Here is a 22,622-nt window from a genome sequence, read left to right on the forward strand (position 1 = left end):
GCTTATGCGGTGGCGCCGCGTACGCTCAGTGCGCGCACGTAAAGCCCGCGCCCAAGCCCCATCCATTGGCGCTGCTCCTCGTTGAGCGCGGCCGCGGTCAATGGCAGCTTCTGCAGCCACCCCGGCGCTGCCGTCACCGAGAACCCCCTGCCCTCCCGCTTCATGGTGATCGGCGGCAGACCACGGGCGTCGCGTGCGCGATGGATGACAACGGCCAGGCGCAGGCAGGCGATCAGCATCCAGTCCGAACTGCCTGCATCAATTGAAGCCACTCGTTCGAGCTTGCCTCGGTGCGCCAGCACCAGGCGCGCCAGGCGTGCCTGGTCCATGCGCGAAAAACCAGGCATGTCGGCATTGGCCACGATGTAGGCGCTGTGCTTGTGATAGCTCGAGTGCGCGACCGAGATCCCGATCTCGTGCACCAGCGCGGCCCAGCGCAGGAAACGTCGGTCCGGGTGCTCTGGGTCCGTCATTGCCGGCTCGAGCTGGCCCAGCAGGTGGCAGGCGGTATCTGCCACCTGCTGGGCCTGGCGCAGATCGACGCCGTAACGACGCACGAAGGCGCTGATCGTCGCGTCGCGCAGGTCATGGTGGTGGTAACGGCCAAGCAGGTCATACAGCACGCCGAGACGCAGGGCCCCCTCGGAGAACAGCATGTGCTCGAGCTCGAACTCCTTGAACACAGCGCTCATGATGGCAAATCCGCCCAGGATCACTGGCAGGCGGTCGCCCTTGAGGCCTGCGAGGTCGATCGCATCGAGGCGACCTGCGCGCAAGAGCACGGCCTTGAGCTGCTCGAGGCCGTCGCGAGTGATCCCCCCCGAAGAGAAGCCGTTCTGCTCCAGGATCTCAACCAGCGCCTTTGCGGTACCGCTTGAGCCCACGGCCTCCTCCCAGCCGGTGTCGCGATAGGTCTGGGAGATGGTCTGCAATTCGCGCCGCGCTGCCAGTTCGGCCTCGCGGAACGCACGCTTGTCGATCTGGCCATCAGGGAAAAAACGCAGGCTATAGCCGACACAGCCCATATAGCGCGACTCGAGCAAGGCCGGCTCGAAGCTCTTGCCGATGATGAACTCGGTGGAACCTCCACCGATATCTACGACCAGCTGCTGCTTGTGCGGGTCGGGCAAGGTATGCGCAACCCCGACATAGATCAGGCGCGCTTCCTCGCGGCCCGCGATCACCTCGATCGGAAAGCCGAGTGCCGCTTCGGCACGGATGAGGAAATCGGTCGCGTTCTTCGCCACGCGCAAGGTGTTGGTGGCAACCGCACGCACCCGGGTAGGCGGAAAATCACGCAGGCGCTCGTGGAAGCGTTGCAGCGCCGCGACGCCACGCTGCTGAGAAGCGAGATCAAGCTTCTTGTCGGGAGAAAGGCCGGCGGCCAGGCGCACGGCCTCCTTGAGGCCGTCCAGCGGATAGATCTGGTCATTGACGATGCGGCCCACCTGCAGCCGGAAACTGTTGGAACCCAGGTCGATTGCCGCGATGAGATCTTGCATCATGCTTTAGGAAACTGACGCCACCGGCGCCGGAAGTGCGGATTCTAGCACCGCGCCGCGTTGCATCAGGGGCCATTCGTTTCGCCCCAACACATGGCGCAAACCACGCCGCACAAGGGCTGCGCGCTGTCATGTTCTCGCAACGAAAGTGTCACATAATCATGAATGCCGCATCTCGTTCAGGACGCCCCATGCCCCAGTTCAATCGCACCTCCATGCAGTACCCGGCCGATCATTTCCTCAACCGCGAACTGTCCCTGCTGCAATTCCAGCGCCGCGTCCTGGCGCAGGCGGCCGACCCGACCGTTCCCCTGCTCGAACGCCTGCGTTTCCTGTGCATCGTGTCGAGCAATCTCGATGAGTTCTTCGAGATCCGCGTCTCCGGCATCAAGGAACAGATCCGTATCGGCAGCCGACAGTCGGGCGAGGACGGCATCACGCCGTCCGACCTGCTCGCACGCGTCAGCGACGAGGTGCACGAGATCATCTCCGAGCAGTACGAACTGCTCAACGACGACATCCTGCCCGCACTCGAGAACGAAGGCGTAGTTTTCCTGCGCCGCAGCCTATGGACCGAGGCCCAGCGTGACTGGATCGAGGACTACTTCGTGCGCGAGGTGATGCCGGTCCTGACCCCGGTCGGTCTCGATCCTGCCCACCCGTTCCCGCGTGTGCTCAACAAGAGCCTGAACTTCGCGGTCGAGCTCGAAGGTCGCGACGCCTTCGGCCGCGACTCGGGTGCCGCCATCGTGCAGGCGCCGCGTGCGCTGCCGCGCGTGATCAGGCTGCCGCGAGAAATTTCAACGCAGGAGTACACCTTCGTATTCCTGTCCTCGGTGCTGCATGCCCACGTTGCCAGGTTGTTTGCAGGCATGCAGGTGCTCGGCTGCTACCAGTTCCGCGTCACCCGCAATTCCGACCTGTTCGTGGATGAGGAAGAGGTGAAGGATCTGCGCGCATCGCTCAAGGGCGAACTCCAGCAGCGTCATTTCGGCGACGCGGTGCGCCTTGAGGTGGCCGACAACTGCTCGGATGAAATGGCCAGCTTCCTGCTGCAGCATTTTCATCTCACGCCCAGCGACCTTTATCGCGCGCCCGGCATCGTCAACCTCGTCCGCCTGATGCAGGTACCCGACTGGGTCGAGCGCGCCGACCTCAAGTACCAGGCCTTCGTGCCCGGCCTTCCGAGAGGTCTCGACAAGCGCCGCCAGATCTTCACGGCGATCCGCAACGGCGACATCCTGCTCCATCACCCTTTCCAGAGCTTCGCCCCGGTCATTGAAATGCTGCGCGCTGCGGCTGACGACCCCCAGGTGCTGGCGATCAAGATGACGGTGTACCGGACCGGGACGGATTCGGTGCTCATGGAGCACCTGGCGCGCGCGGCGCAAAAGGGCAAGGAAGTCACCGTCGTGCTCGAACTCATGGCGCGCTTCGACGAAGAGGCTAACATCACTTTGGCCAACCGCCTCGAAGAAGTCGGCGCCCATGTGGTGTATGGCGTCTTCGGCTACAAGACCCATGCCAAGCTGCTGATGGTCGTGCGACGCGAGGAAGACGGTCTGCGCCACTACGTACATCTGGGCACAGGCAACTACCATCCGCGCACCACCCGCTTCTATACCGACTTCGGCCTCATGACCTGCAACAAGGAGATCGGCGAGGACGTCGCAGCGGTCTTTACCCAGCTGACCGGACTTGGGCGCGCCACGGAACTGCGCCACCTCTGGCAAGCACCGTTTTCGCTCCAACCCAACGTGGTGGCGGCGATTCGCCGAGAAGCCGAGATCGCCCGCGCCGGCCGGCGCGGACGCATCATCACCAAGATGAACGCACTGCTCGAGCCGGAAACGATCGAGGCGCTCTACGAAGCGTCGCAAGCCGGTGTCGAGGTGGACCTGATCATCCGTGGCCCCTGCGCGCTGCGCCCCGGCGTGCCCGGCTTGTCGGAGAACATACGCGTGCGCTCGGTCGTCGGGCGTTTCCTGGAGCACCACCGCATCTTCCACTTCCACGCTGACGGCGAAGACCTGGTGTACCTGTCCAGCGCCGACTGGATGGACCGCAACTTCTTCCGTCGCATCGAGATCGCCTTCCCGGTGCTGGACCCGCGCCTGAAGCGCCGCGTGATGAAGGAAGGCCTGCGCCCCTACCTCGGCGACAATTGCCAGGCCTGGGAAATGCAGCCCAGCGGCAGCTACCGGCGCAAGCATCCGCGCAGCGTACGCCGTGCGGCCCAGCTCATCCTGCTCAATGAGCTCGCAGCCAGCAGCTGAGCGGCCTACTTGCGTTGCGCGTCGATCACCCCGGACACCTCACGGATCAGGGTGGTCGCGCGCTGCATCTGCTTTACGCCGCCCACCTCCATCGTGAAGCGCATGTAGGCCGTACCCTTCTTGGTCAGGGTATTGACGGCAATCACGTTGAGCTTCTCGCGTGACAGCACTTCGGAGATGTCGCGCAGCAAGCCCTGGCGGTCGATTGCCTGGACGACGATATCCACCTGATAGAGCGCCGTACGGCTATCGTTTGCACGCTCGCCCCAGTCGGCGGCGATGACGCGCTCGGGGTGCTTGGCCGCAAGTTGCTGGAAATCGTGACAATCGACACGATGGATCGAAATGCCCCGGCCGCGGGTGACGAAACCCTCGATCGCATCGGGCGGGGCCGGTTTGCAGCAGCGTGACAGCGAAGTCATGAGCTTGCCGACCCCGACGATCAGGATCTTGTCCTGGTTGTCGCCCGAGCGACTGCGGCTGACGACGAACGCTTCTTCCTCGCTGGGCGCAGCCACAGGTGCCGTGCCCTCGCGCAGCGCGGTCTGCACTGCACGCGGTCCGACCTCGCCCCGACCTGCCGCCAGGAAGAGCGCCTCTGCGTTCTTGAAGCCCATGCGCTCGGCCAGCCCGTCGATGTTGGCCTGGGCGTGGCCATCGCGCTGCATCTCCTTGGTCACGAAACTGCGGCCGCGCGCCAGCAAGTCTTCTTCATCGAGCTGAGCGAAGTACTGCTTGATCTTGGAGCGCGCGCGCGAGGTGGCTACATAGGCCTGGCGGGCGTCGAGCCAGTCGCGTGACGGCCCGCCCTCGCGCGCCGACACGATTTCCACGGTCTGACCGCTCTCGAGCGCCGTGTTGAGCGGCACCAGGTGGCCATCCACCTTGGCACCCCGGCAGCGGTGGCCAAGGTCGGTATGCAGTCGATAGGCGAAGTCGATCGGGGTCGCTCCACGCGGCAGGTCCACCACCTTGCCCTGGGGGGTCAATACATACAGCGTATCGTCGAGCGAGGCGCGTTTGAACTGCTCCATCCATTGCGCGGAATCAGTGACCTCATCGCGCCAGGACAACAGGTTCCGCAACAGCGCAATCTTCTCGTCGTAGTCGCCGCCGTCGCGCGCCCCTTCCTTGTAGCGCCAATGGGCTGCAACGCCCAGTTCGGCGTGCTTGTGCATATCGTGGGTGCGAATCTGCACCTCGAGCGCGCGCCCGTCACCGGCCAGTACCGCCGTATGCAGCGACTGATAATTGTTGCCCTTGGGCTTGGTGATGTAGTCGTCGAACTCCTGCGCAATCGGCTGCCATATCTGGTGGACGAAACCGAGCACGGTGTAGCAGTCGCGCACGTCATTCACGAGCACCCGTAGCGCCCTGATGTCGAACACCTGCGAGAAATCGAGCCGCTTCTTGCGCATCTTGTTGTAAATGCTGTAGATGTGCTTGGCTCGACCGGTAATCTCGGCCTCGATGCCAACGGCAGACAACTCGCGCTTGAGCCGCTCGATGGCGTCCTGGATGAACTGCTCGCGCTCGACCCGGCGTTCGTCCAGCATCTTCGCGATGCGCTTGTAGGTGTCGGGCTCGATGAAGCGGAACGAGAGGTCCTCGAGTTCCCACTTGATCTGCCAGACGCCCAGGCGATTGGCGAGCGGTGCGTAAATGTCGAGGCTCTCGCGGGCAACGTCCACACGCGCCTCGCCAGGCAGCTCGGTGTAGTAGCGCAGCGTCTGCGTGCGCGACGCGAGCCGCACCATCACCACGCGGATGTCCTCCACCATGGCCAGCAGCATCTTGCGCAGCACTTCGGTCTGGGCGCGGATCTCGGGCGCTGACGCGGTTGCCGTCATGCGTGTGAGTACGCGCAGGCCGTTGAGGCGATGCAGCCCACGGACGAGGGCGGAAACCTCACTGCCGAAGCGGGCGCCGACCTCCTCGACCGGGTCCTCGAGCTCCTCCCACACCGCAAACAGCAGCGCAGCCAGTCGCGTCTCGAGATCCATGCGCAGCGACGCGGTGATCAGCGCCGCACCGATCGCATGCGTCCAGGTGGATTCTCCGGTGCCCAGCACCTTGTCTTCGTAAAGGTCGGCAATCCAGTCGAGCGCAGACTGGATCTGGCCGCGGCCAGCCTCATCCAGGCCGGTGGCGAGCATGTCGAGGGGAGCCGCGGTGTCGCCCGGGGCGATGGCGTGAGTGACGGAAACCATGGCGTCGGATTATCCCACATCGGCCGGCTGCAGATGCAGAAGCGGCAGCGCTCTGCCCCCTTCCTTTCAATCGGCGCCGCGGCTGTGCCATCATCGGCGCACCACGACAAGCGCCCGACCCACTCGGCAGACACACTTCGATGCTCGACCGCATCCGCAGCCTGTTCGGACTCCGACACAAACAGCGTGCCATCCAGCCCGCACAGTGGGCGCGTGTCGAGGCCCGCCTTCCCTTCCTCGCCTTCCTGCCCGCTGCAGAGCGCGAGCGCCTGCGCTCGCTCGCGCTCGACTTTCTGGCGACGAAGGAGTTCCACGGCGCCCATGGCCTGCAGCTGGACGACGATACCTTGCTCGCGATCGCACTGCAGGCCTGCCTGCCGATCCTCAACACCGGGCTTCAGGCCTACGCCAACTGGGTGGGTGTCGTCATTTATCCAGGCGACATCCTCATCCCACGCAGTGAGTTTGACGATGCCGGCGTCCTGCACGAATACGACGACGAGGTCCTGGGCGAGGCCTGGGAAGGAGGGCCGGTGCTGATCGCCTGGTTCGAGCATGGCGAACAGCCTGCCGGCATCAATGTGGTGATCCACGAGTTCGCCCACAAGCTGGACATGGAGAACGGCGGCGTTGACGGCCTGCCCCAGCTGCGGCCCGGGATGTCGCGCGCAGTCTGGGCGGACGCCTTCTCGAAGGCCTATGAAGACTTCTGCGCAGACGTCGATCTTGGTCGCCCTTGCGCCGTCGACCCCTATGGTGCCGACAGCCCGGGGGAGTTCTTCGCCGTGGTTTCCGAGGCTTTCTTCGAAACCCCTTGTGTGTTGCAGACGCGCTTCCCAGCGGTCTATGAGCAGCTCAGGCAGTTGTACCAGCTCGACCCTGCGGCCGGCGAGCGCGCGACTGGGCAAAGCCAGCATGACTGAACGCAAGCACCTGCTGATCGTCTATCACACCCAGAGCGGCAATACCGGCCAGCTTGCGCAAGCCGTGCTGCGCGGGGCAGGCCAGGTCGCCGAGGTCGATACCATGCTGTTGCGGGCCTTCGACGCCGGCACCGAAGATCTGCTCCGCTGCGACGGTCTGTTGCTTGGTACCCCGGAGAACTTCGGCTACATGTCCGGCGCACTCAAGGATTTCTTCGACCGTACCTACTACCCGTGCGAAGGCAAGCTCACCGGTCTGCCCTACGCCGTCTTCGTCAGCGCAGGCAACGATGGCACCGGCGCGGTGCGCGAAATAGGGCGCATCGCCAACGGCTACGGCTGGAAGCAAGTCGCCGAAGCGCTGATCGTACGCAAGTCGATCACACCACAGGCACTCACCGACGCCGAGGAACTCGGCGAAGCCATGGCCGCAGGCCTGTCGATGGGCGTGTTCTGAAACGGCCGCCTGACGGCGCACCGCCACGGATATGACGTTCGCCATTCCAGTGGGCAAGGGTGACGTTTTCGCGAAGTGAAAGCCGCGTTCATCAAACGGTAACAACTCCATTTGGCAGACCCCGATTTCGTGTCCTAAGCTGAAAGCGCGTATGCCCTTCGGGCCCGGCCCGGTGCTCGAGGCAACGCCCTTTTTAGTAGCAACGGAGGGTGTCTCATGGCCATAACCTGGATTCTTGTTGCCAACGCCAGTCTCGCCAAACTCTATGCCAACTTGGGGCCCAACAAGGGCCTGACACTGGTGAAGGAACTGATCCACCCGGAAAGCCGTCAGAAGAATGCCGAACTCGTCACCGACCGCTCGGGCGCCATGGCCGCGAACGGTTCGGGAGGCGGTTCGATGCAACCCCAGACGCTGCCCAAGCAGCACGAAGCCAAGGTCTTTGCACAGGAGATCGCTCAGGAGTTGTACCAGGGAAGGGCCAAGAACGCCTTCAAGCGGGCGATCCTGGTCGCTCCGCCGGCCTTCATGGGCATGCTCAACAGCGTCATCGATGCACCCACGGCGCAAATGGTCACCGACCGTTTTGAAAAGGACTACACCAAGACCACGCAGAACGAACTCAGCGAACGTCTTGGTTCCGCGATCTTTCTCTGAAGGAGGGTGTTTTCACGCTTTCGCCGTACCCGATCTGTCACTCGTCGAGGGCCGAAGGCCTGCAGACAAAGGAGGACGCATTTGATCCTGGTGAGAAAATCGTAGTTTCCGTATCGAAAGCAGGAACCCAAGCGAAAGATGTGTCTCCCTAATGGGACACTGGAAGGGCTGATATGCCACCTTCAATGAGAACGGGACGCTCTGCGTCCCGTTCTCATTGGTGCAGCCGCCAGCGCGCCAAAGTCCGATACGAAGCGCCCTGTGCCGTGCGCTCGGAAGCCATCAAGGCGAAACTCGCCACCTGCCAGTGCACGGGCGCCACAGGGCCTGCTGGTGGTGCGTCATGTGCCTTGCGAAGCAAGGTCACATGAGGATTGAAGGCCCGCTCATCGAGCGCCAGGCCGGCATTACGGACACCGGTGCAAAGTTGTGCCGCCAGCGCCTGCAAGGCACCCGGTGGGGTCGATGGCGCAGCCCACACGACGCGGTTGCCATGCCAGCTTCCGGCCACATCCACAGTCAGGGCGAAGGCTTCACCCCTGATCTGCCGTCCGAGCCGCAGCACAGACTCGAGCGCAACAGTCGGGACCTCCCCCAGAAAGGCGAGCGTGAGGTGGAGCGTGTCACGACGCATCACACGCCCACCGCAGAGCAGCTGCAAGGCGCGCGCCAGCGCATGAAGACGGTTAGCCGTCGCAGCGTCGGGCCATAACGCGAAGAACACGCGCAAGTGTTCGTGATCGTCCGGCGGCGCTTTACCCCCGCACATCGCAGTCAGGGCTGGACGCGCGCCAGCATGGCTACGACCTGGGCCGCAATACCTTCGCCGCGACCGGTAAAGCCCAGTTTCTCGGTCGTTTTGCCCTTGATGTTGATTGCCGCTGGGTCGATCTCGAGGTCTGCGGCAATATTCGCAACCATCTCCGGCGCATGGGGCAGGATTCGCGGCGCCTTGCAGATCAACGTGGCATCCACATTCACGACCTCCCAACCTGCGCTGCGAACACGCGCAAAGGCTTCGCGCAGAAGCACCCGGCTGTCAGCCCCGGCGTGGGCCGGGTCCGTGTCCGGGAACAGGCGGCCGATGTCGCCGAGGCCTGCCGCGCCGAGCAGCGCATCAGTCAGCGCATGCAGCAACACGTCGGCATCCGAGTGCCCGAGCAGGCCACGATCAAAGGGGATATCTACTCCACCGACAATCAATGCGCGCCCAGGAACGAGGGCATGGACATCGAAGCCCTGGCCGATACGGAACGGAAAACTCATTGCTGCACACCCTCCCTGTTCTGAAGAATCCACTCGGCCAGATGAAGATCGAGCGGATAGGTCACCTTGAGGTTGGTCGCATCGCCCTGCACCAACCGGGGGCGCAGGCCCGCGGCCTCGATCGCGCTCGCCTCGTCGGTGACGTTACGCGCTCCCTCCAGCGCCCGTCTGAGCATCACGTAACGGAACATCTGCGGCGTCTGCGCCTGCCACAGGCTATCGCGCGCCACGGTCTCGACGACATGGCGATGCTGATCAGCGCGCTTTAGCGTGTCGGCCACCGGTACGGCAAGCAGGCCACCGACCTCGTCGTGCGCAAGCTCGCGAGTCAGCTTGTCAACATGCCAAGGTGCAAGGCACGGGCGCGCCGCATCATGCACCAGCACCCAGTCGCTTTGCTCCGCTTCATGCGCGATCGCGCGCAGGCCGCCCAGCACGCTGTCGGCGCGTGTCGCACCGCCACAGAACAGCGGCTTGAGCTTGGGGCCGAGGCCGGACCAATCGTGGCGCGCCCATTCGCGGTCATCGACCGACAGCACGACGAACACGGCGTCGATCTCGGGTGCAGCGCACAGTACGGACAACGCGTGGTGGATGAGTGGCCGCCCGAGCAGAGGCAGATACTGCTTGGGCTGGGCGGCGCCCATGCGCGAACCCGTGCCGGCCGCAGGCACGATCGCATAATGGCGGGAGCGGGATTTCTGCATGGCGCGCATTCTAGCTGCGCCCTGCAGCGGCTGTGGCGAAGGCCTATAATTTAATTGTTCGCCTGTGCCGCAGGCATCCCCGGGGCTCACGTCCATGGCACTCGCTTCGATCCGCCCGGCCGCGGTGGCCGGGCAGTTTTACCCACGCGATGAACGCGTGCTGCGGACGCAGCTCGCCGAGTTGATGTCCACCGCCGTAGCAATGGAGCACGCGCGCTGGCCCAAGGCCATCATCGTGCCGCACGCCGGCTACATCTACTCCGGCCCGATTGCCGCGACCGCTTACGCCCAGCTCACCCCGATGCGCGACCGTATCCGCCGCGTCGTCATGCTCGGCCCTACTCACCGAGTTGCGGTGCGCGGCTTTGCGCTGCCCGCAGCGCAGGCATTCGCCACCCCGCTCGGCGAGGTCCCTCTTGCGCGGGCCGACTGGTTGCGCCTGCAAGCGCGCGACGACATCGTCGTCGATGATCGCCCCCATGCGCTGGAGCATTGCCTGGAAGTGCAGCTGCCTTTCCTGCAAAGTCTGCTCGAACGCTTCGAGATCGTGCCTATCCTGGTCGGCGATGCGCGCCCGCAAGCCGTGGCGAATCTGCTCGAGGATCTATGGGGTGGACCGGAGACGCTGCTCCTGGTCAGCTCCGACCTGTCTCACTACCTGAGCTACCACGAGGCTCAATGGTCCGACCGTGCCGCGATCGAGGAGATCCTGGCGCTGCGTCCCGGCCTCGACCACGAGCAGGCCTGCGGCGCCACACCCATCAACGGCCTGCTGCTCGCGGCACAGAACCATCATCTTCATGCCCGCCTGCTCGACCTGCGCAACTCCGGTGACACGGCCGGCGATCGTGCCAGCGTCGTGGGCTACGCCAGCGTTGCCTTCTGCGAAGCGGACCCCCCAAGCCATGCACGACACTGAATTCGGTCCCATTCTCCTCCGCCTCGCCCGCACGGCGATCGCCCACAATCTCGGTCGCGGCCCGCGCCCCTCCCTGCCCGAAGACGAACGCCTGCACGAACGCGGCGCCAGCTTCGTGACGCTCACCGAGAATGGCGACCTGCGAGGCTGCATCGGCAGCCTCAGGCGCTCCCGTCCGCTCGGCGAGGACGTCATCGCCAACGCCATCGCAGCCGCAACGCAGGACCCGCGCTTTCAGCCGCTTACTGGTGACGAACTCGACACCGTATGCATTGAAGTGTCGGTGCTGAGCGAACCCGAGTTCATCGACTTCGCCGATGAAACCGCGCTGCTCGCGCAGTTGCGTCCGCACGAGGACGGGCTGATCCTGTTCTCCGGCTGCAGGTCGGCCACCTTCCTGCCCCAGGTCTGGACGCAGCTGCCCAACCCTGAGGCCTTCCTCGCCGCACTCAAGCACAAGGCCGGCCTGCCTACCGACCGGCCAGTGCCGGGCCTGATGGCTGCGCGCTACCGCGTGCAGAAGTGGAGCGAAGCTACGGGAGCGCACACATGAACGCGAATGCGGGTGCAAGCATCGGTGCGCACTACCCGGCGCGCTACTGGCACCGTCTCGACGACGGCCGCTACCAGTGTGACCTCTGCCCGCGCCTCTGCAAGCTGCACCCCGATCAGCGCGGCGCCTGTTTCGTGCGCATGCGTGCGGGCGACGAGATGTTGCTCACCACTTACGGCAGAAGTTCCGGCTTTTGCATCGACCCGATCGAGAAGAAGCCGCTCAACCATTTCTTCCCAGGCAGCAGCGTGCTGTCCTTTGGCACCGCGGGCTGCAACCTTGCTTGCAAGTTCTGTCAGAACTGGGACATCAGCAAGTCGCGCGACCTCGACACCCTGATGGACGCTGCCTCGGCGGACGAGATCGCCGCCACCGCACAGCGCTGGGGTTGCCACAGCGTTGCATTCACCTACAACGACCCGGTCATATTCGCCGAGTATGCCATCGACGTCGCCGAAGCCTGCCACGCGCGCGGGCTGAAGACGGTCGCGGTCACGGCAGGCTACATCTCCGAGTGTGCCCGGCAGGACTTCTTCTCGCACATGGATGCCGCCAATGTCGACCTCAAGGGCTTCAGCGACGACTTTTACGTCAAGCTCTGTGGTGCTCATCTTCAGCCGGTTCTCGACACCCTCACCTGGCTCAAGCGCGAGACCACGGTATGGCTTGAGCTGACCACGCTGCTCATCCCCGGTTGCAACGACACCGACGACGAGATTCGTAAGCTGTCGCACTGGGTGTGCAGCACCCTGGGCGCTGACGTACCGCTGCACTTCAGCGCGTTCCACCCGGACTTCAAGATGGCCGACGTGCCCGCAACACCACTCGACACCCTGCGCCGGGCACGCCGGATCGCACGCGATACCGGCCTGCAGCATGTCTATACCGGCAACGTCCATGACAGCGACGGCGACACCAGCTACTGTGCCGGCTGCGGTGAAGCTCTGATCGTGCGCGACTGGTACGAGATCCGCAGTTATCGGCTCGATACCGCGGGATGCTGCCCCCGCTGTGGCACTGCGCTTGCCGGCCGATATGGCGCGGTGGGAGCGGCCATCGGCAAGCCCTTCGGCGCACGTCGCATCCCAGTGGCGCTGCATCGAACTCAACGGACCTGAACACCGAGCCAGTGCTCGCGCTAGCACCTAGCCGAGCCCGCCACCGCGAGCACAGCCCGAACCCTGCACAATGGCACCGACGTGAAGCTACGCAAGACACTCATCAGTATTCCCGCACAGGGCGCCTGGCTCGAAGGACTGCTCTGTCACGCACCCAACGTGCGCGGGCTGGTGCTGCGTCTGCACTCCACCGGACACCCTGCGCTCGACGGGCCGGAGTCCGCTCTCGAAGGCGAGCTGCATCGCCATGGCTTCGCCACCGTCACGCTTGACCTGCTCACACGCCAGGAAGTCCACCGCGACCCGGACGCCGCCTACAACATTCCCCGCCTGAGCGAGCGCATCCAGAGCGCAGTGGAATGGATCGCCCATCAGCCGCCGATCGGGGCACTCAGGCTCGGCCTGGTCGCACAGGACACCGGCTGCGCCGCCGCCGTGCGTGCCGTGGTACGCGACCCAGAACGCTTCACCGCCCTGGTCTTCCTCAACGGCCGCCCCGATCTCGCTGGCGCCGAGCCTCTGCGCGCACTGCGCTGCCCGGTACGCTTCATCGTCACCCCACGTAGTCCGGACAGCGCCATCCTCGAGAAAGCCTATGCCTTGCTCAAAGGCCCCCGCCACTGGCTGGCTCTACCGGATGGTGCCGACGAGCGCGAAGACGAACGTCTGCAGGCACGGGCGGCCTGCGCCTGGCTGGCGCAACATCTGGGCACCACGGAAAGTGCTGCACTAGAATAGAAGGCGTTTTCAATCAAGGCATTCCTGCAGCATGGCCATTCCCGCTGCCGGCGTTGCCGCCTGGGCATCCACTCAGGCCATTTACCCGGCGCCCACCACCACCCGCCAGGATCGAAGCCAAGCCGCGGGCTCGACCGCAGCCGAGGTGACGCCAGACGACCCGCAGACCGCGCTCGAGGGCGGTCGCGGCGCTTACGCACGTGATGAATCTGCGCTTACCGATCAGGAACAGCGCCTACTCCAGCAACTCCAGCAGCGCGACCGCGAGGTCAGGGCACACGAGATGGCCCACGTCGCCGCAGGCGCCGGCCTGGTCACACGAGGCGCAAGCTACACCTACCAGACGGGCCCCGACGGACAGCGTTATGCAGTCGGCGGCGAGGTCAGCATCGATACCTCGCCCGGACGGACACCCGAGGAAACGCTTGCCAAGGCCGAGCAGATCCGTGCCGCCGCACTCGCCCCGGCCGACCCCTCGCCACAAGATCGACAGGTGGCGGCACAGGCCACCCGCATGGCCATGGAGGCGCGTATGGAGCTTGCCCGCCAGGTCTTCGAGCGCGAAGCAATCCCCCCTGAAGAGGCTGGCGACGGTGTCGATGGCGGCAGGCCTGCCGCCGCAGCCGCAACAGCGGCCGACTCGCCGTCCGCCTATCTCGTGCGCCAGGCGCGTTCGGCCTACGAGACCGTGGCAGGGTCGGGGCTGGCCGCACGACCGCCCGGACTGGATCTGATGGCCTGAATACAACAACAGGCATTTTTGCGGGGATAATGCCGGCCTGCGCCAATGGCCGGCGTTTTCTGGCCCCGTCTCGCCCCAATCGCCTCAAGCAGCAACCGAACAACAACATCATGCCCACATCCCTCGACGCCCTGCTCCGCCCGCTTTCCACGCTCGTGCTTCCCAAGCCCGGCACGCGGCTGGAGACCGGTGCACTGGCCGGCTCGGCCGACGCGCTTGCCATCGCACAGCTCGCCGGCCGCGGCCGCATGCTGGTGGTGATCACCGCCAACCCGCTCGACGCCCAGCGCCTTCAGGACGAGATCGCCTGGGTCGCCCCTGGCCTGCGCGCGCACCTGCTGCCCGACTGGGAAACCCTGCCCTACGACAACTTCTCGCCGCACCAGGATCTCATCTCCGAGCGCCTTTCGACGCTGTACGCGATCAGCCGCGGAGAGACCGACCTCGTGCTGGTGCCAGCCTCGACCGTGCTGTATCGCATGGCGCCACCTGCCTACCTGGCCGCCTACACCTTCTTCCTCAAGCAGGGCGAGAGGCTCGATGTCGAGCAGTTCAAGGCACAGATGGCGCTCGCCGGCTATGCGCATGTCACTCAGGTTGTGAGCCCGGGCGAGTTCTCGGTGCGTGGCGGGCTGGTCGACCTGTTCCCGATGGGCTCGCCGCTGCCCTTTCGCATCGACCTCTTCGACGACGAGGTCGAGAGCATCAAGACCTTCGACCCGGACACCCAGCGCACGGTGTATCCGACCAAGGAGATCCGCTTGCTGCCGGCGCGCGAGTTTCCTCTCGACGACAAGGGCCGCACGCGCTTTCGCAGCCGCTTCCGCGAGACCTTCGAGGGCGACCCGACGCGCGCGTCGATCTACAAGGACGTCTCCAACGGCATTGCGCCTGCCGGTATCGAGTACTACCTGCCGCTGTTTTTCGACGACACCGCGACCCTGCTCGACTACCTGCCTGCCGACACACCGGTGCTGCTGCACCGCGACGTGCCGGCGGCGATCGCGGAGTTCTGGAAGGACACGCGCTCGCGCTACGACCTTCTGAAGGGCGACCGCACTCGTCCGGTGCTGGCACCCGACCAACTTTTCCTGAGCGACGAAGCCTTCTTCATCGCACTGAAGAACCTTCCGAAGCTCTTGATTGGTGTCGAAGCCTGCGCCGACACCGCCGGCGCACTGGCCCTGCCGCCGCCCGAGGTCGCTGTCGAGCGCAAGGCCACCGACCCGTTGCACAAGCTCAAGGCCTTCCTCGACAGCTTCGACGGCCGCGTGCTGCTGCTGTCGGACTCGCCTGGCCGACGCGAGACCATGGCCGAATTTTTCGCCGAGTACGGCGTCAAGCCGGAGGCCAGCGCTGACTTTGGCGCCTTCCTCGATACCGATGCCCGCCTCGCGCTGGGCGTTGCGCCGCTCGCGCGCGGCTTCGTGCTGCCCGCGGCGAAGCTGGCGGTGCTCACCGAGACCGAACTCTATGCCGCCACCGCGCGCAGCCGAGTCCGTCGTGATGCGCGCAAGGCCGCAACCATGGAAGGTTGGCTGCGCGACCTGTCGGAGCTCAAGATCGGCGACCCGGTGGTGCATGTGTCCCACGGCATCGGCCGCTACCTTGGGCTCATCCACATGAACCTGGGTGAGGGCGACACCGAGTTTCTGCACCTGGAGTACAACGGTGGCGACAAGCTCTACGTGCCGGTGTCGCAGCTGCATGTCATCACCCGTTACGCGGGTGCCGACCCCGAGGCAGTCGACCTTCACCGCCTCGGCTCGGGCCAGTGGGAGAAGGCCAAGAAGAAGGCGGCGATGCAGGTGCGCGATACTGCGGCCGAGCTGCTGGCCCTCTACGCCCAGCGCGCCGCACGTCCCGGCCACCGCTTCGACTTCAAGCAGCACGACCTGGAAGCCTTTGCCGAAGGCTTCGGCTTCGAGACCACGCCCGACCAGCAGGCCGCGATCGACGCTGTGGTCGGCGACATGAAGTCCGGCCGGCCGATGGACCGCCTGGTGTGCGGCGACGTCGGCTTTGGCAAAACCGAGGTCGCGCTGCGGGCCGCCTTCATCGCCGTGGCCGATGGCAAGCAGGTGGTGGTGCTGTGTCCGACCACCCTGCTCGCCGAGCAGCATTACCAGACCTTCGCCGACCGCTTCGCCGACTGGCCGATCAGGATCGCCGAGCTGTCGCGCTTCAAGTCAGCCAAGGAGCAGGCCGAGGCCCTGCAGCAACTGTCGGAGGGCAAGGTCGACATCATCATCGGCACGCATCGCCTGCTGCAGAAGGATGTGGTGTTCAAGCGCCTGGGGCTGGTGATCATCGACGAGGAGCACCGCTTCGGTGTGCGCCAGAAGGAGTCTCTCAAACAGCTACGCTCCGAAGTCGACATCCTGACGCTGACCGCCACGCCGATCCCGCGAACGCTCGGCCTGGCGATGGAAGGCCTGCGCGAGTTCTCGGTGATCGCCACCGCACCGCAGAAGCGCCTGGCGATCAAGACCTTCGTCCAGCCTTTCAGCCGCGGCGTGATCCGCGAGGCGGTGCTGCGCGAGTTCAAGCGCGGCGGCCAGGTGTACTTCCTCCACAACGAGGTCGACACCATCGACAACATGCGCAACGACCTCGAAGAGCTGCTGCCCGAGGCCCGCATCGTCGTCGGCCATGGCCAGTTGCCAGAGCGCGAGCTCGAGCGCGTGATGCGCGACTTCACCCAGCAGCGCGCCAACCTGCTGCTGTGCACCACCATCATCGAGACCGGTATCAACATCCCCACCGCCAACACCATCATCATCAACCGTGCCGACCGCTTCGGACTGGCGCAACTGCACCAGTTGCGCGGCCGTGTCGGCCGCAGCCACCACCAGGCCTACGCCTACCTGCTGACCATGCCCGGCGCAAAGCCCACCGCGCAGGCACAGAAGCGGCTGGAAGCGATTGCGATGATGGAGGATCTCGGCTCCGGCTTCTACCTGGCCATGCACGACCTGGAGATCCGAGGCGCCGGCGAGGTGCTGGGCGAAAATCAGTCGGGCGAGATCCAGCAGGTTGGCTTCAGCCTGTACACCGAGATGCTCAAGCGCGCGGTCAAGGACCTCCAGGCTGGCAAGGAGCCCGACCTGTCGCAGCCGCTCGAGGTCGTGTCCGAGATCAACCTGCACACCCCCGCATTGCTGCCCACTGACTACTGCCCCGACGTGCAGGAGCGCCTGACGCTGTACAAGCGGCTGGCCAACTGCGAGATGGAGGAAGACCTGCGCGCGCTGCAGGAAGAACTCATCGACCGTTTCGGCGAGGTACCGCCGCAAACTGCAGCGCTCGTCGAAACCCACCGCCTGCGCATGCTTGTTAAAGACTACGGGGTGAACAAGCTCGACGCCTCCGACGCGCAGATCAGCGTGCAGTTCGCCAAGGACGCCCCCATCGACCCGGTCAAGGTCATCTTCCTGATCCAGAAGGACCGCAGCACCAAGATGGCCGGGCCCGAGAAGCTTGTGCGCCGCGTGAGCCTGCCCAATCTCAAGGACAGGGTGAAGGCCGTGAAGGACCTGCTCGATGCGGTGAAGGCTGGATAGCGAGGCCGACACGGACGTCTCGGCGGCGAGTGCCATCTCGGCGCGTGTCGGTCATCGCTGCGCCTCTACGCGCTCTCATCAACTAGCCCAACACCACAGGAAGCGCTTAACATCCCGCCGTTACAGCCTCACTACGAATCTGGGCACGCCCGATGATCAAGGTTTACCGCAAGCCACCTCAAGCCTTCCCGACAGAGAGCGCCTTCTTCAGGTTGCCCGGCACCTTGCTGATGGTCCTGGATGAAGACTGGAACGTCCAGATGATGAGCGAGGCCTGGCAAGATGTCCTCGGTGTCGGCCAAGCAGCACTGCGCTGGCGCCCCTTTGCCGCATTCATACACGACGACGATCGCAACAGCGTGCGCGACCGCCTCGCACAACTCGGCGAAGACAAGAGCACCCTGAGGTTCTCATGCCGATGCCGCCACGCGGACGGCCACTACGTGGGGCTGGCCTGGAACGTCAATCTGGACCGCGAGCATCACCTCTACTATGTCTCCGCGCATGAAACAGGTGTACGTCTGCGCACCGACGCGGGCGGACTTCCGGAAGTCTTGATCGACGGCCTCACCGGCCTGCCCAATCGCGGGCTCTTCGTCGACCGCATCGGTCACGCCATTCAGCGCGCACGGCGCAATCCGGAGCTGCGATTTGCCGTCATCCATTGTGGCATCGACCGCTTCAGCGTCATCAACCACAGCCTCGGCAACCGCATCGGCGATCTGCTGCTGGTCGAGCTTGCCAACTTGCTGCGCCGCTCGACGCGACCGACCGACATGGTGGCGCGCCTCGGCGGCGACGAGTTCGGCATCCTGCTCGAGGATATCCGTGACGAAACCTCGCCGATCCGTGTCATCAAGCGCCTGCAAGCACATTGCACCCTGCCCTTCGAGCTCCATGAGCAGGAGGTCGTTATGAGCCTGTCGGCAGGCATGACGCTCTCGACACCGGACTACGACGAAGCCGATGCCATGCTGCGCGATGCGGGCATGGCCCTCAAGCGCGCAAAGACTCAAGGTGGCGGCGCTCATGTCATCTTCGATCGCAAACTGCACGAGGAAGCATTCAACCGGCTCGATCTCGAACTCGATCTGCGGCGGGCCCTGGAACGCAACCAGATCGAGGTTTACTACCAGCCTTTCGTACGGATCAGGGACCGGCGGCTGGTCGGCTTCGAGGCCCTGGCACGCTGGAATCACCCCGAACGCGGCCTCATATCCCCCGCCCGCTTCATCCCGCTGGCCGAGGAAAGCGGCCTCATCGTTCCGATCGGACGCTGGATCCTGGAGCGGGCTTGTACCGACCTGAAGCGCTGGCAAAACACCCACCCTCGCCGACCGGCACTGACCGTCAGCGTAAACCTCGCCGCCCGCCAGATCGCCTATCCAAACCTGCTCAAGGACATCCGCCAGAGCCTGCGTCAGAGCGGTCTCGCCCCGCGCCATCTGAAGCTGGAGATCACCGAGAGCGCGATGATGGACGATGCCGAGCGGGCGATCGAGCTTTTCGTAGCGTTAAAACGCTCCCGCTTGAAGCTCTTGCTCGACGATTTCGGCACCGGCTATTCGTCCCTGTCCTATCTGCACCGCTTGCCGATCGATGCGCTGAAGATCGACCGCTCCTTCATCGAGCACATCGACACCCGGCCGACTGACCGCAGTTTTGTCGAGACCATCCTGAGCCTTGCCAAACAGCTCAAACTCGAGGTCATCTGCGAAGGGGTCGAGCGCATCGAGCAGGAGGCCTTACTGCGCGCGCTTGGCGCGAGCCACGTACAAGGCTTCATGTATTCGCGCCCGGTCACCGCGACCCAGGCGGAAATGCTGATCCTGCAGGATATCAACCACCCTGGTCACTTCCTTCCCGACACCGGCCCCAAGGCGATCGACGCCTCGCAAGCTGAGTGCATCGCCACAGCCTGAACTGCGCCCAGCCTCAACACGATGCTCATCAACTGCACCGCCTACCAGCACGGCCGCAAGCTGGCCGATATTCCGGTCGAGGCCATCCGCGACACCTTGCAGCAACCCGACACCTTCGTCTGGGTCGCACTCAAGGACCCCTCAGCCAACGAACTGGCGGTGATGAAGGACGAGTTCGACCTGCACGAGCTCGCCATCGAGGATGCCAACCACCGCCACCAACGCCCCAAGGTTGAGGAGTACGAGGATGAGCTCTTCGCTGTCATGCACCTCGTCGAAGAGCGCGAAGGCAAGCTCCAGGTCGGCGAAGTGCACGTCTTCGTCGGCGCGAACTACATCCTGTCGGTGCGCAACAACCACGAACGAGACTTCCTCGGCGTACGCGCACGCTGCGAGCGCGAGCCGAAGATGCTCGCCAAGGGCCCGGGCTATGTGCTCTACGCGCTCATGGACGCCGTGGTGGATGGCTACTTCCCGCTCATCGAAAAACTCGAGACCGAGGTCGAGGCGCTGGAAGAACGCATCTTCACCCGCGGCGCGGCGCGCTCCAACATCCGCCGCCTGTACCGCCTGAAGCGCAAGGTCACGCTGCTTCGCCATGCTGTTCTGCCGTTGATGGAAGCTGCCGGCAAGCTGCACAGCGGCCGCGTCCCCGAGGTCTGCGCCAAGAGCCGACACTATTTCCGCGACGTCTATGACCATCTCGCCCGCATCAACGCCTCGCTCGACGGCATCCGCGACACCATCGGCACTGCCATCCAGGTGAACCTCTCCATGGTGACCATCGACCAGACCGAGATCAGCAAGCGCCTCGCCGCATGGGCGGGCATCTTTGCCGTCGCCACCGCCTTTGCTGGCATCTGGGGCATGAACTTCAATCACATGCCCGAACTGACTTGGGAGTACGGCTACCTCTTCGGCCTGGGCGTCATCGCCAGCGCCGCAAGCTTCCTGTGGTGGCGCTTCCGCAAGGCGGGCTGGCTATAGACGGCGACCCGACCTGCGCCAGACCACCCAATCCCGCCCCACTCCACAGACGAAACGTCATGAGCCGCTTCGACGCCCTCGCTCGCAGTCTTGAACGCAACCGCATCACCCGACGCCAGGCGCTCTGGCTGCTTGGTGCCGGCACGGCCGCGCTGTCCGGTTGCGCAGCATCGCCGGTCACCGGCAAGACCATCCTGGTCGGCATGAGTGAGGCCCAGGAAAAACTGGCCGACGCCCAGGTCGCGCCGCACCAGTTCTCCCAGGACCTCGGCGCCATCCAGGACGAAACGGTCAACCGCTACGTGGCCGAACTCGGCAAGCGCATGGGAGGGTTGACCCACCGTCCGCTGATGCCCTATTCCTACCGGGTACTCAACGCCAACTACGTCAACGCCTACACTTTCCCCGGCGGCGCCATGGGCATCACCCGTGGCATCCTTGCCGAGCTCGACGACGAGGCCCAGCTCGCCGCACTTCTGGGCCACGAACTTGGCCACGTCAACGCCCGCCATGCCGCCCAACGCCAGGGCCAGAGCCTGATCGCGCAAGCTGCGCTCGCCGGGCTCAACGTCGCGGCGCAGGACTCCAACTGGGGCGGGGTGATGGCCATTGGGGGACAGATCGGCGCCAGCGCCCTGCTCGCCAGCTACTCGCGCGAACACGAACGCGAAGCCGATGCGCTGGGCCAGGCCTACCTCGTCAAGGCCGGCTACCCGGCCACCGGAATGGTCCGCCTGCACCAGTTGCTGGTTGATGAGGAAAAGGCTGCACCCTCGCTACTGCGTACCATGTTCTCAACCCACCCGATGAGCCACGAGCGCATGCAGGCCGCACAGGCCGCCGCCGACAACCAGTACCACGTCAGCAACAGCCAGGACGCCCGGCGCGAACGCTTCATGGACAGCACCGCCAGCCTGCGCCGCATCCGCCCCACCATCAACGCCTGCAAGAACGGCGAAACCGCGATGGCAGCCAAGCAATACACGATGGCCCAAGTCGAGTTCGAATCGGCAATCGCCAAGACCCCGCGCGACTACGCCAGCAACCTGCGCATGGCTCAGTGCCTGCAGGCGCAGGGCGAGACGGGCAGAGCCGGCACCTACGCCAGCGTCGCCCGCGAGATCTACCCGCAAGAGGCCCAGGCGCACAAACTCTCCGGGGTGCTCGCGCTGCAGCAACGCGATCCAGGCAGCGCCTTCGAGCACCTTGACCGTTTCGACCGCCTGCTGCCTGGCGATGCAGGCACCACTTTCCTCAAGGGCATCGCGCTAGAGGGCATTGGCAACCGCCAGGCTGCAGCTCAGCATCACCTCGCCTACCTTCGCCAGAGTCAGCAAGGCAATGCAGCGCAGTACTCCTACAGCCGGCTCAAGGCCTGGGGCGTGGTCAAGTGATGCTGCCCCCGGCGGCGATCTCGCGCTGGCGAAAGCAACCCTCGACGTGGTCGTTCACCATCCCCACCGCCTGCATGAAGGCATAGCACACCGTCGGCCCCACAAAGCGGAAGCCTAGGCGCTTGAGCTCGCGGCTCATCGCTCGCGACGCGGCTGTCTCGGCGGGCACGTCGGCCAATGATCGGCGCACGTCATTGCGCGGCACCCCATCGACGAACTGCCACACCAGGGCATCGAGTGAGCCGAAGCGTTCGCGCGCATCGAGCACGGCGCGCGCATTCGCAATCGCAGACGCCACCTTGAGCCGATTACGCACAATGCCCGGGTCGGCAAGCAATCGCATCACGTCGTTGTCGGTGTAACGTGCAACCCGCTCCGCGTCAAAATCGGCAAACACGTGGCGGTAATGCTCCCGCTTGCGCAGGATGGTGATCCAGCTCAACCCCGCCTGTGCCCCTTCGAGTACCAGCATCTCGAACAGGTGGCGGTCGTCGTGGCTGGGGACGCCCCACTCAGTGTCATGATAGGCGACGTACATGGGATCGTTGCCACACCAGGCACAGCGCTCGGTCATAGGGGTCTCCTGTGGCTCAACTACGCGTTGACGCGCCAAAGCCCTGCTTTCTTTTGAGAGCAGGGCTTTGTTTTTGTGGGTTAGTCTGACGATGACCTACTTTCACGAGGGCGG

General features: G+C 64.7%; 19 protein-coding genes. 13 read left to right on the forward strand and 6 right to left on the reverse strand.

What is annotated here, in order from left to right; genetic code table 11:
• Positions 1 to 2: 2 nt before the first annotated feature.
• A complete protein-coding gene (gene ppx / locus B447_RS05590) occupies positions 3 to 1,505 on the reverse strand; it encodes an exopolyphosphatase (RefSeq protein WP_002928970.1) in 1,503 nt (500 codons plus the stop codon).
• A 188-nt stretch (positions 1,506 to 1,693) separates the two neighbouring features.
• Here ppx and ppk1 point away from each other — a divergent pair, with 188 nt between their 5' ends.
• Positions 1,694 to 3,778 (forward strand): polyphosphate kinase 1, encoded by a 2,085-nt coding sequence (gene ppk1, locus B447_RS05595; protein ID WP_002937497.1) that lies wholly within the window; start codon positions 1,694 to 1,696, stop codon positions 3,776 to 3,778.
• Positions 3,779 to 3,783: 5 nt separating this feature from the next.
• Here ppk1 and B447_RS05600 read toward each other — a convergent pair whose 3' ends face one another.
• Entirely contained in the window at positions 3,784 to 5,988 is a 2,205-nt protein-coding gene (locus B447_RS05600) for a RelA/SpoT family protein (protein ID WP_002928966.1), read from the reverse strand.
• 140 nt (positions 5,989 to 6,128) lie between these two features.
• Here B447_RS05600 and B447_RS05605 point away from each other — a divergent pair, with 140 nt between their 5' ends.
• The 3 genes from B447_RS05605 (at position 6,129) to B447_RS05615 (ending at position 8,025) form a co-directional block, all read left to right on the forward strand.
• Complete coding sequence (locus tag B447_RS05605) at positions 6,129 to 6,911, forward strand: zinc-dependent peptidase (RefSeq protein ID WP_002928965.1); 783 nt, start codon at positions 6,129 to 6,131, stop codon at positions 6,909 to 6,911.
• Positions 6,904 to 7,368 carry a flavodoxin family protein gene (locus B447_RS05610; protein WP_002928964.1) on the forward strand — a complete coding sequence of 155 codons (465 nt, stop codon included), beginning with the start codon at positions 6,904 to 6,906 and terminating at the stop codon, positions 7,366 to 7,368. Before B447_RS05605 ends, B447_RS05610 begins: the two co-directional genes overlap by 8 nt.
• A gap of 216 nt (positions 7,369 to 7,584) precedes the next feature.
• Positions 7,585 to 8,025: a host attachment protein gene (locus B447_RS05615; protein WP_002928963.1), complete on the forward strand. Its 441-nt coding sequence runs from the start codon at positions 7,585 to 7,587 to the stop codon at positions 8,023 to 8,025.
• Between the two features lie 214 nt (positions 8,026 to 8,239).
• Here B447_RS05615 and thpR read toward each other — a convergent pair whose 3' ends face one another.
• Genes thpR through ispD form a run of 3 tightly spaced genes read right to left on the reverse strand, consistent with a single transcriptional unit; the run spans position 8,240 to position 10,007 of the window.
• Positions 8,240 to 8,749, reverse strand: coding sequence for an RNA 2',3'-cyclic phosphodiesterase (gene thpR, locus B447_RS22095; protein WP_232431535.1), 510 nt, complete (start codon positions 8,747 to 8,749; stop codon positions 8,240 to 8,242).
• A gap of 50 nt (positions 8,750 to 8,799) precedes the next feature.
• Positions 8,800 to 9,291, reverse strand: a complete 492-nt coding sequence (ispF, locus tag B447_RS05625) for a 2-C-methyl-D-erythritol 2,4-cyclodiphosphate synthase (RefSeq protein ID WP_002928960.1) — start codon at positions 9,289 to 9,291, stop codon at positions 8,800 to 8,802.
• Positions 9,288 to 10,007 carry a 2-C-methyl-D-erythritol 4-phosphate cytidylyltransferase gene (gene ispD / locus B447_RS05630; RefSeq protein WP_002937502.1) on the reverse strand — a complete coding sequence of 240 codons (720 nt, stop codon included), beginning with the start codon at positions 10,005 to 10,007 and terminating at the stop codon, positions 9,288 to 9,290. The genes ispF and ispD overlap by 4 nt, the downstream gene beginning before the upstream one ends.
• Before the next feature lie 85 nt (positions 10,008 to 10,092).
• Here ispD and amrB point away from each other — a divergent pair, with 85 nt between their 5' ends.
• The 9 genes from amrB (at position 10,093) to B447_RS05675 (ending at position 21,934) form a co-directional block, all read left to right on the forward strand.
• The gene (amrB, locus tag B447_RS05635) at positions 10,093 to 10,917 is read left to right on the forward strand and encodes an AmmeMemoRadiSam system protein B (protein WP_002928950.1); all 825 of its coding nucleotides are present in this window, start codon (positions 10,093 to 10,095) and stop codon (positions 10,915 to 10,917) included.
• The gene (gene amrA / locus B447_RS05640) at positions 10,904 to 11,470 is read left to right on the forward strand and encodes an AmmeMemoRadiSam system protein A (RefSeq protein WP_002937505.1); all 567 of its coding nucleotides are present in this window, start codon (positions 10,904 to 10,906) and stop codon (positions 11,468 to 11,470) included. The genes amrB and amrA overlap by 14 nt, the downstream gene beginning before the upstream one ends.
• The gene (amrS, locus tag B447_RS05645) at positions 11,467 to 12,588 is read left to right on the forward strand and encodes an AmmeMemoRadiSam system radical SAM enzyme (RefSeq protein ID WP_002937507.1); all 1,122 of its coding nucleotides are present in this window, start codon (positions 11,467 to 11,469) and stop codon (positions 12,586 to 12,588) included. The genes amrA and amrS overlap by 4 nt, the downstream gene beginning before the upstream one ends.
• Positions 12,589 to 12,669: 81 nt before the next feature.
• Positions 12,670 to 13,326, forward strand: coding sequence for a dienelactone hydrolase family protein (locus tag B447_RS05650; RefSeq protein WP_002937515.1), 657 nt, complete (start codon positions 12,670 to 12,672; stop codon positions 13,324 to 13,326).
• A gap of 31 nt (positions 13,327 to 13,357) precedes the next feature.
• A complete protein-coding gene (locus B447_RS05655) occupies positions 13,358 to 14,068 on the forward strand; it encodes a putative metalloprotease CJM1_0395 family protein (protein ID WP_002937519.1) in 711 nt (236 codons plus the stop codon).
• A gap of 110 nt (positions 14,069 to 14,178) precedes the next feature.
• Positions 14,179 to 17,631: a transcription-repair coupling factor gene (gene mfd / locus B447_RS05660; RefSeq protein WP_198291750.1), complete on the forward strand. Its 3,453-nt coding sequence runs from the start codon at positions 14,179 to 14,181 to the stop codon at positions 17,629 to 17,631.
• Between the two features lie 152 nt (positions 17,632 to 17,783).
• Complete coding sequence (locus B447_RS05665; RefSeq protein ID WP_002937525.1) at positions 17,784 to 19,553, forward strand: putative bifunctional diguanylate cyclase/phosphodiesterase; 1,770 nt, start codon at positions 17,784 to 17,786, stop codon at positions 19,551 to 19,553.
• A 21-nt stretch (positions 19,554 to 19,574) separates the two neighbouring features.
• A complete protein-coding gene (gene corA, locus B447_RS05670; RefSeq protein WP_002928935.1) occupies positions 19,575 to 20,540 on the forward strand; it encodes a magnesium/cobalt transporter CorA in 966 nt (321 codons plus the stop codon).
• 59 nt (positions 20,541 to 20,599) lie between these two features.
• Positions 20,600 to 21,934, forward strand: coding sequence for a M48 family metalloprotease (locus B447_RS05675; protein ID WP_002937527.1), 1,335 nt, complete (start codon positions 20,600 to 20,602; stop codon positions 21,932 to 21,934).
• On the opposite strand, the gene B447_RS05680 is transcribed toward B447_RS05675, so the two are convergent.
• The gene (locus tag B447_RS05680; protein ID WP_002937529.1) at positions 21,927 to 22,508 is read right to left on the reverse strand and encodes a DNA-3-methyladenine glycosylase I; all 582 of its coding nucleotides are present in this window, start codon (positions 22,506 to 22,508) and stop codon (positions 21,927 to 21,929) included. The two genes, B447_RS05675 and B447_RS05680, sit on opposite strands and share 8 nt — an antisense overlap.
• Positions 22,509 to 22,622 lie beyond the last annotated feature (114 nt).

Origin of the sequence: Thauera sp. 27, assembly GCF_000310125.2 — a bacterium.
Taxonomy (GTDB): Bacteria; Pseudomonadota; Gammaproteobacteria; order Burkholderiales; family Rhodocyclaceae; genus Thauera; species Thauera mechernichensis.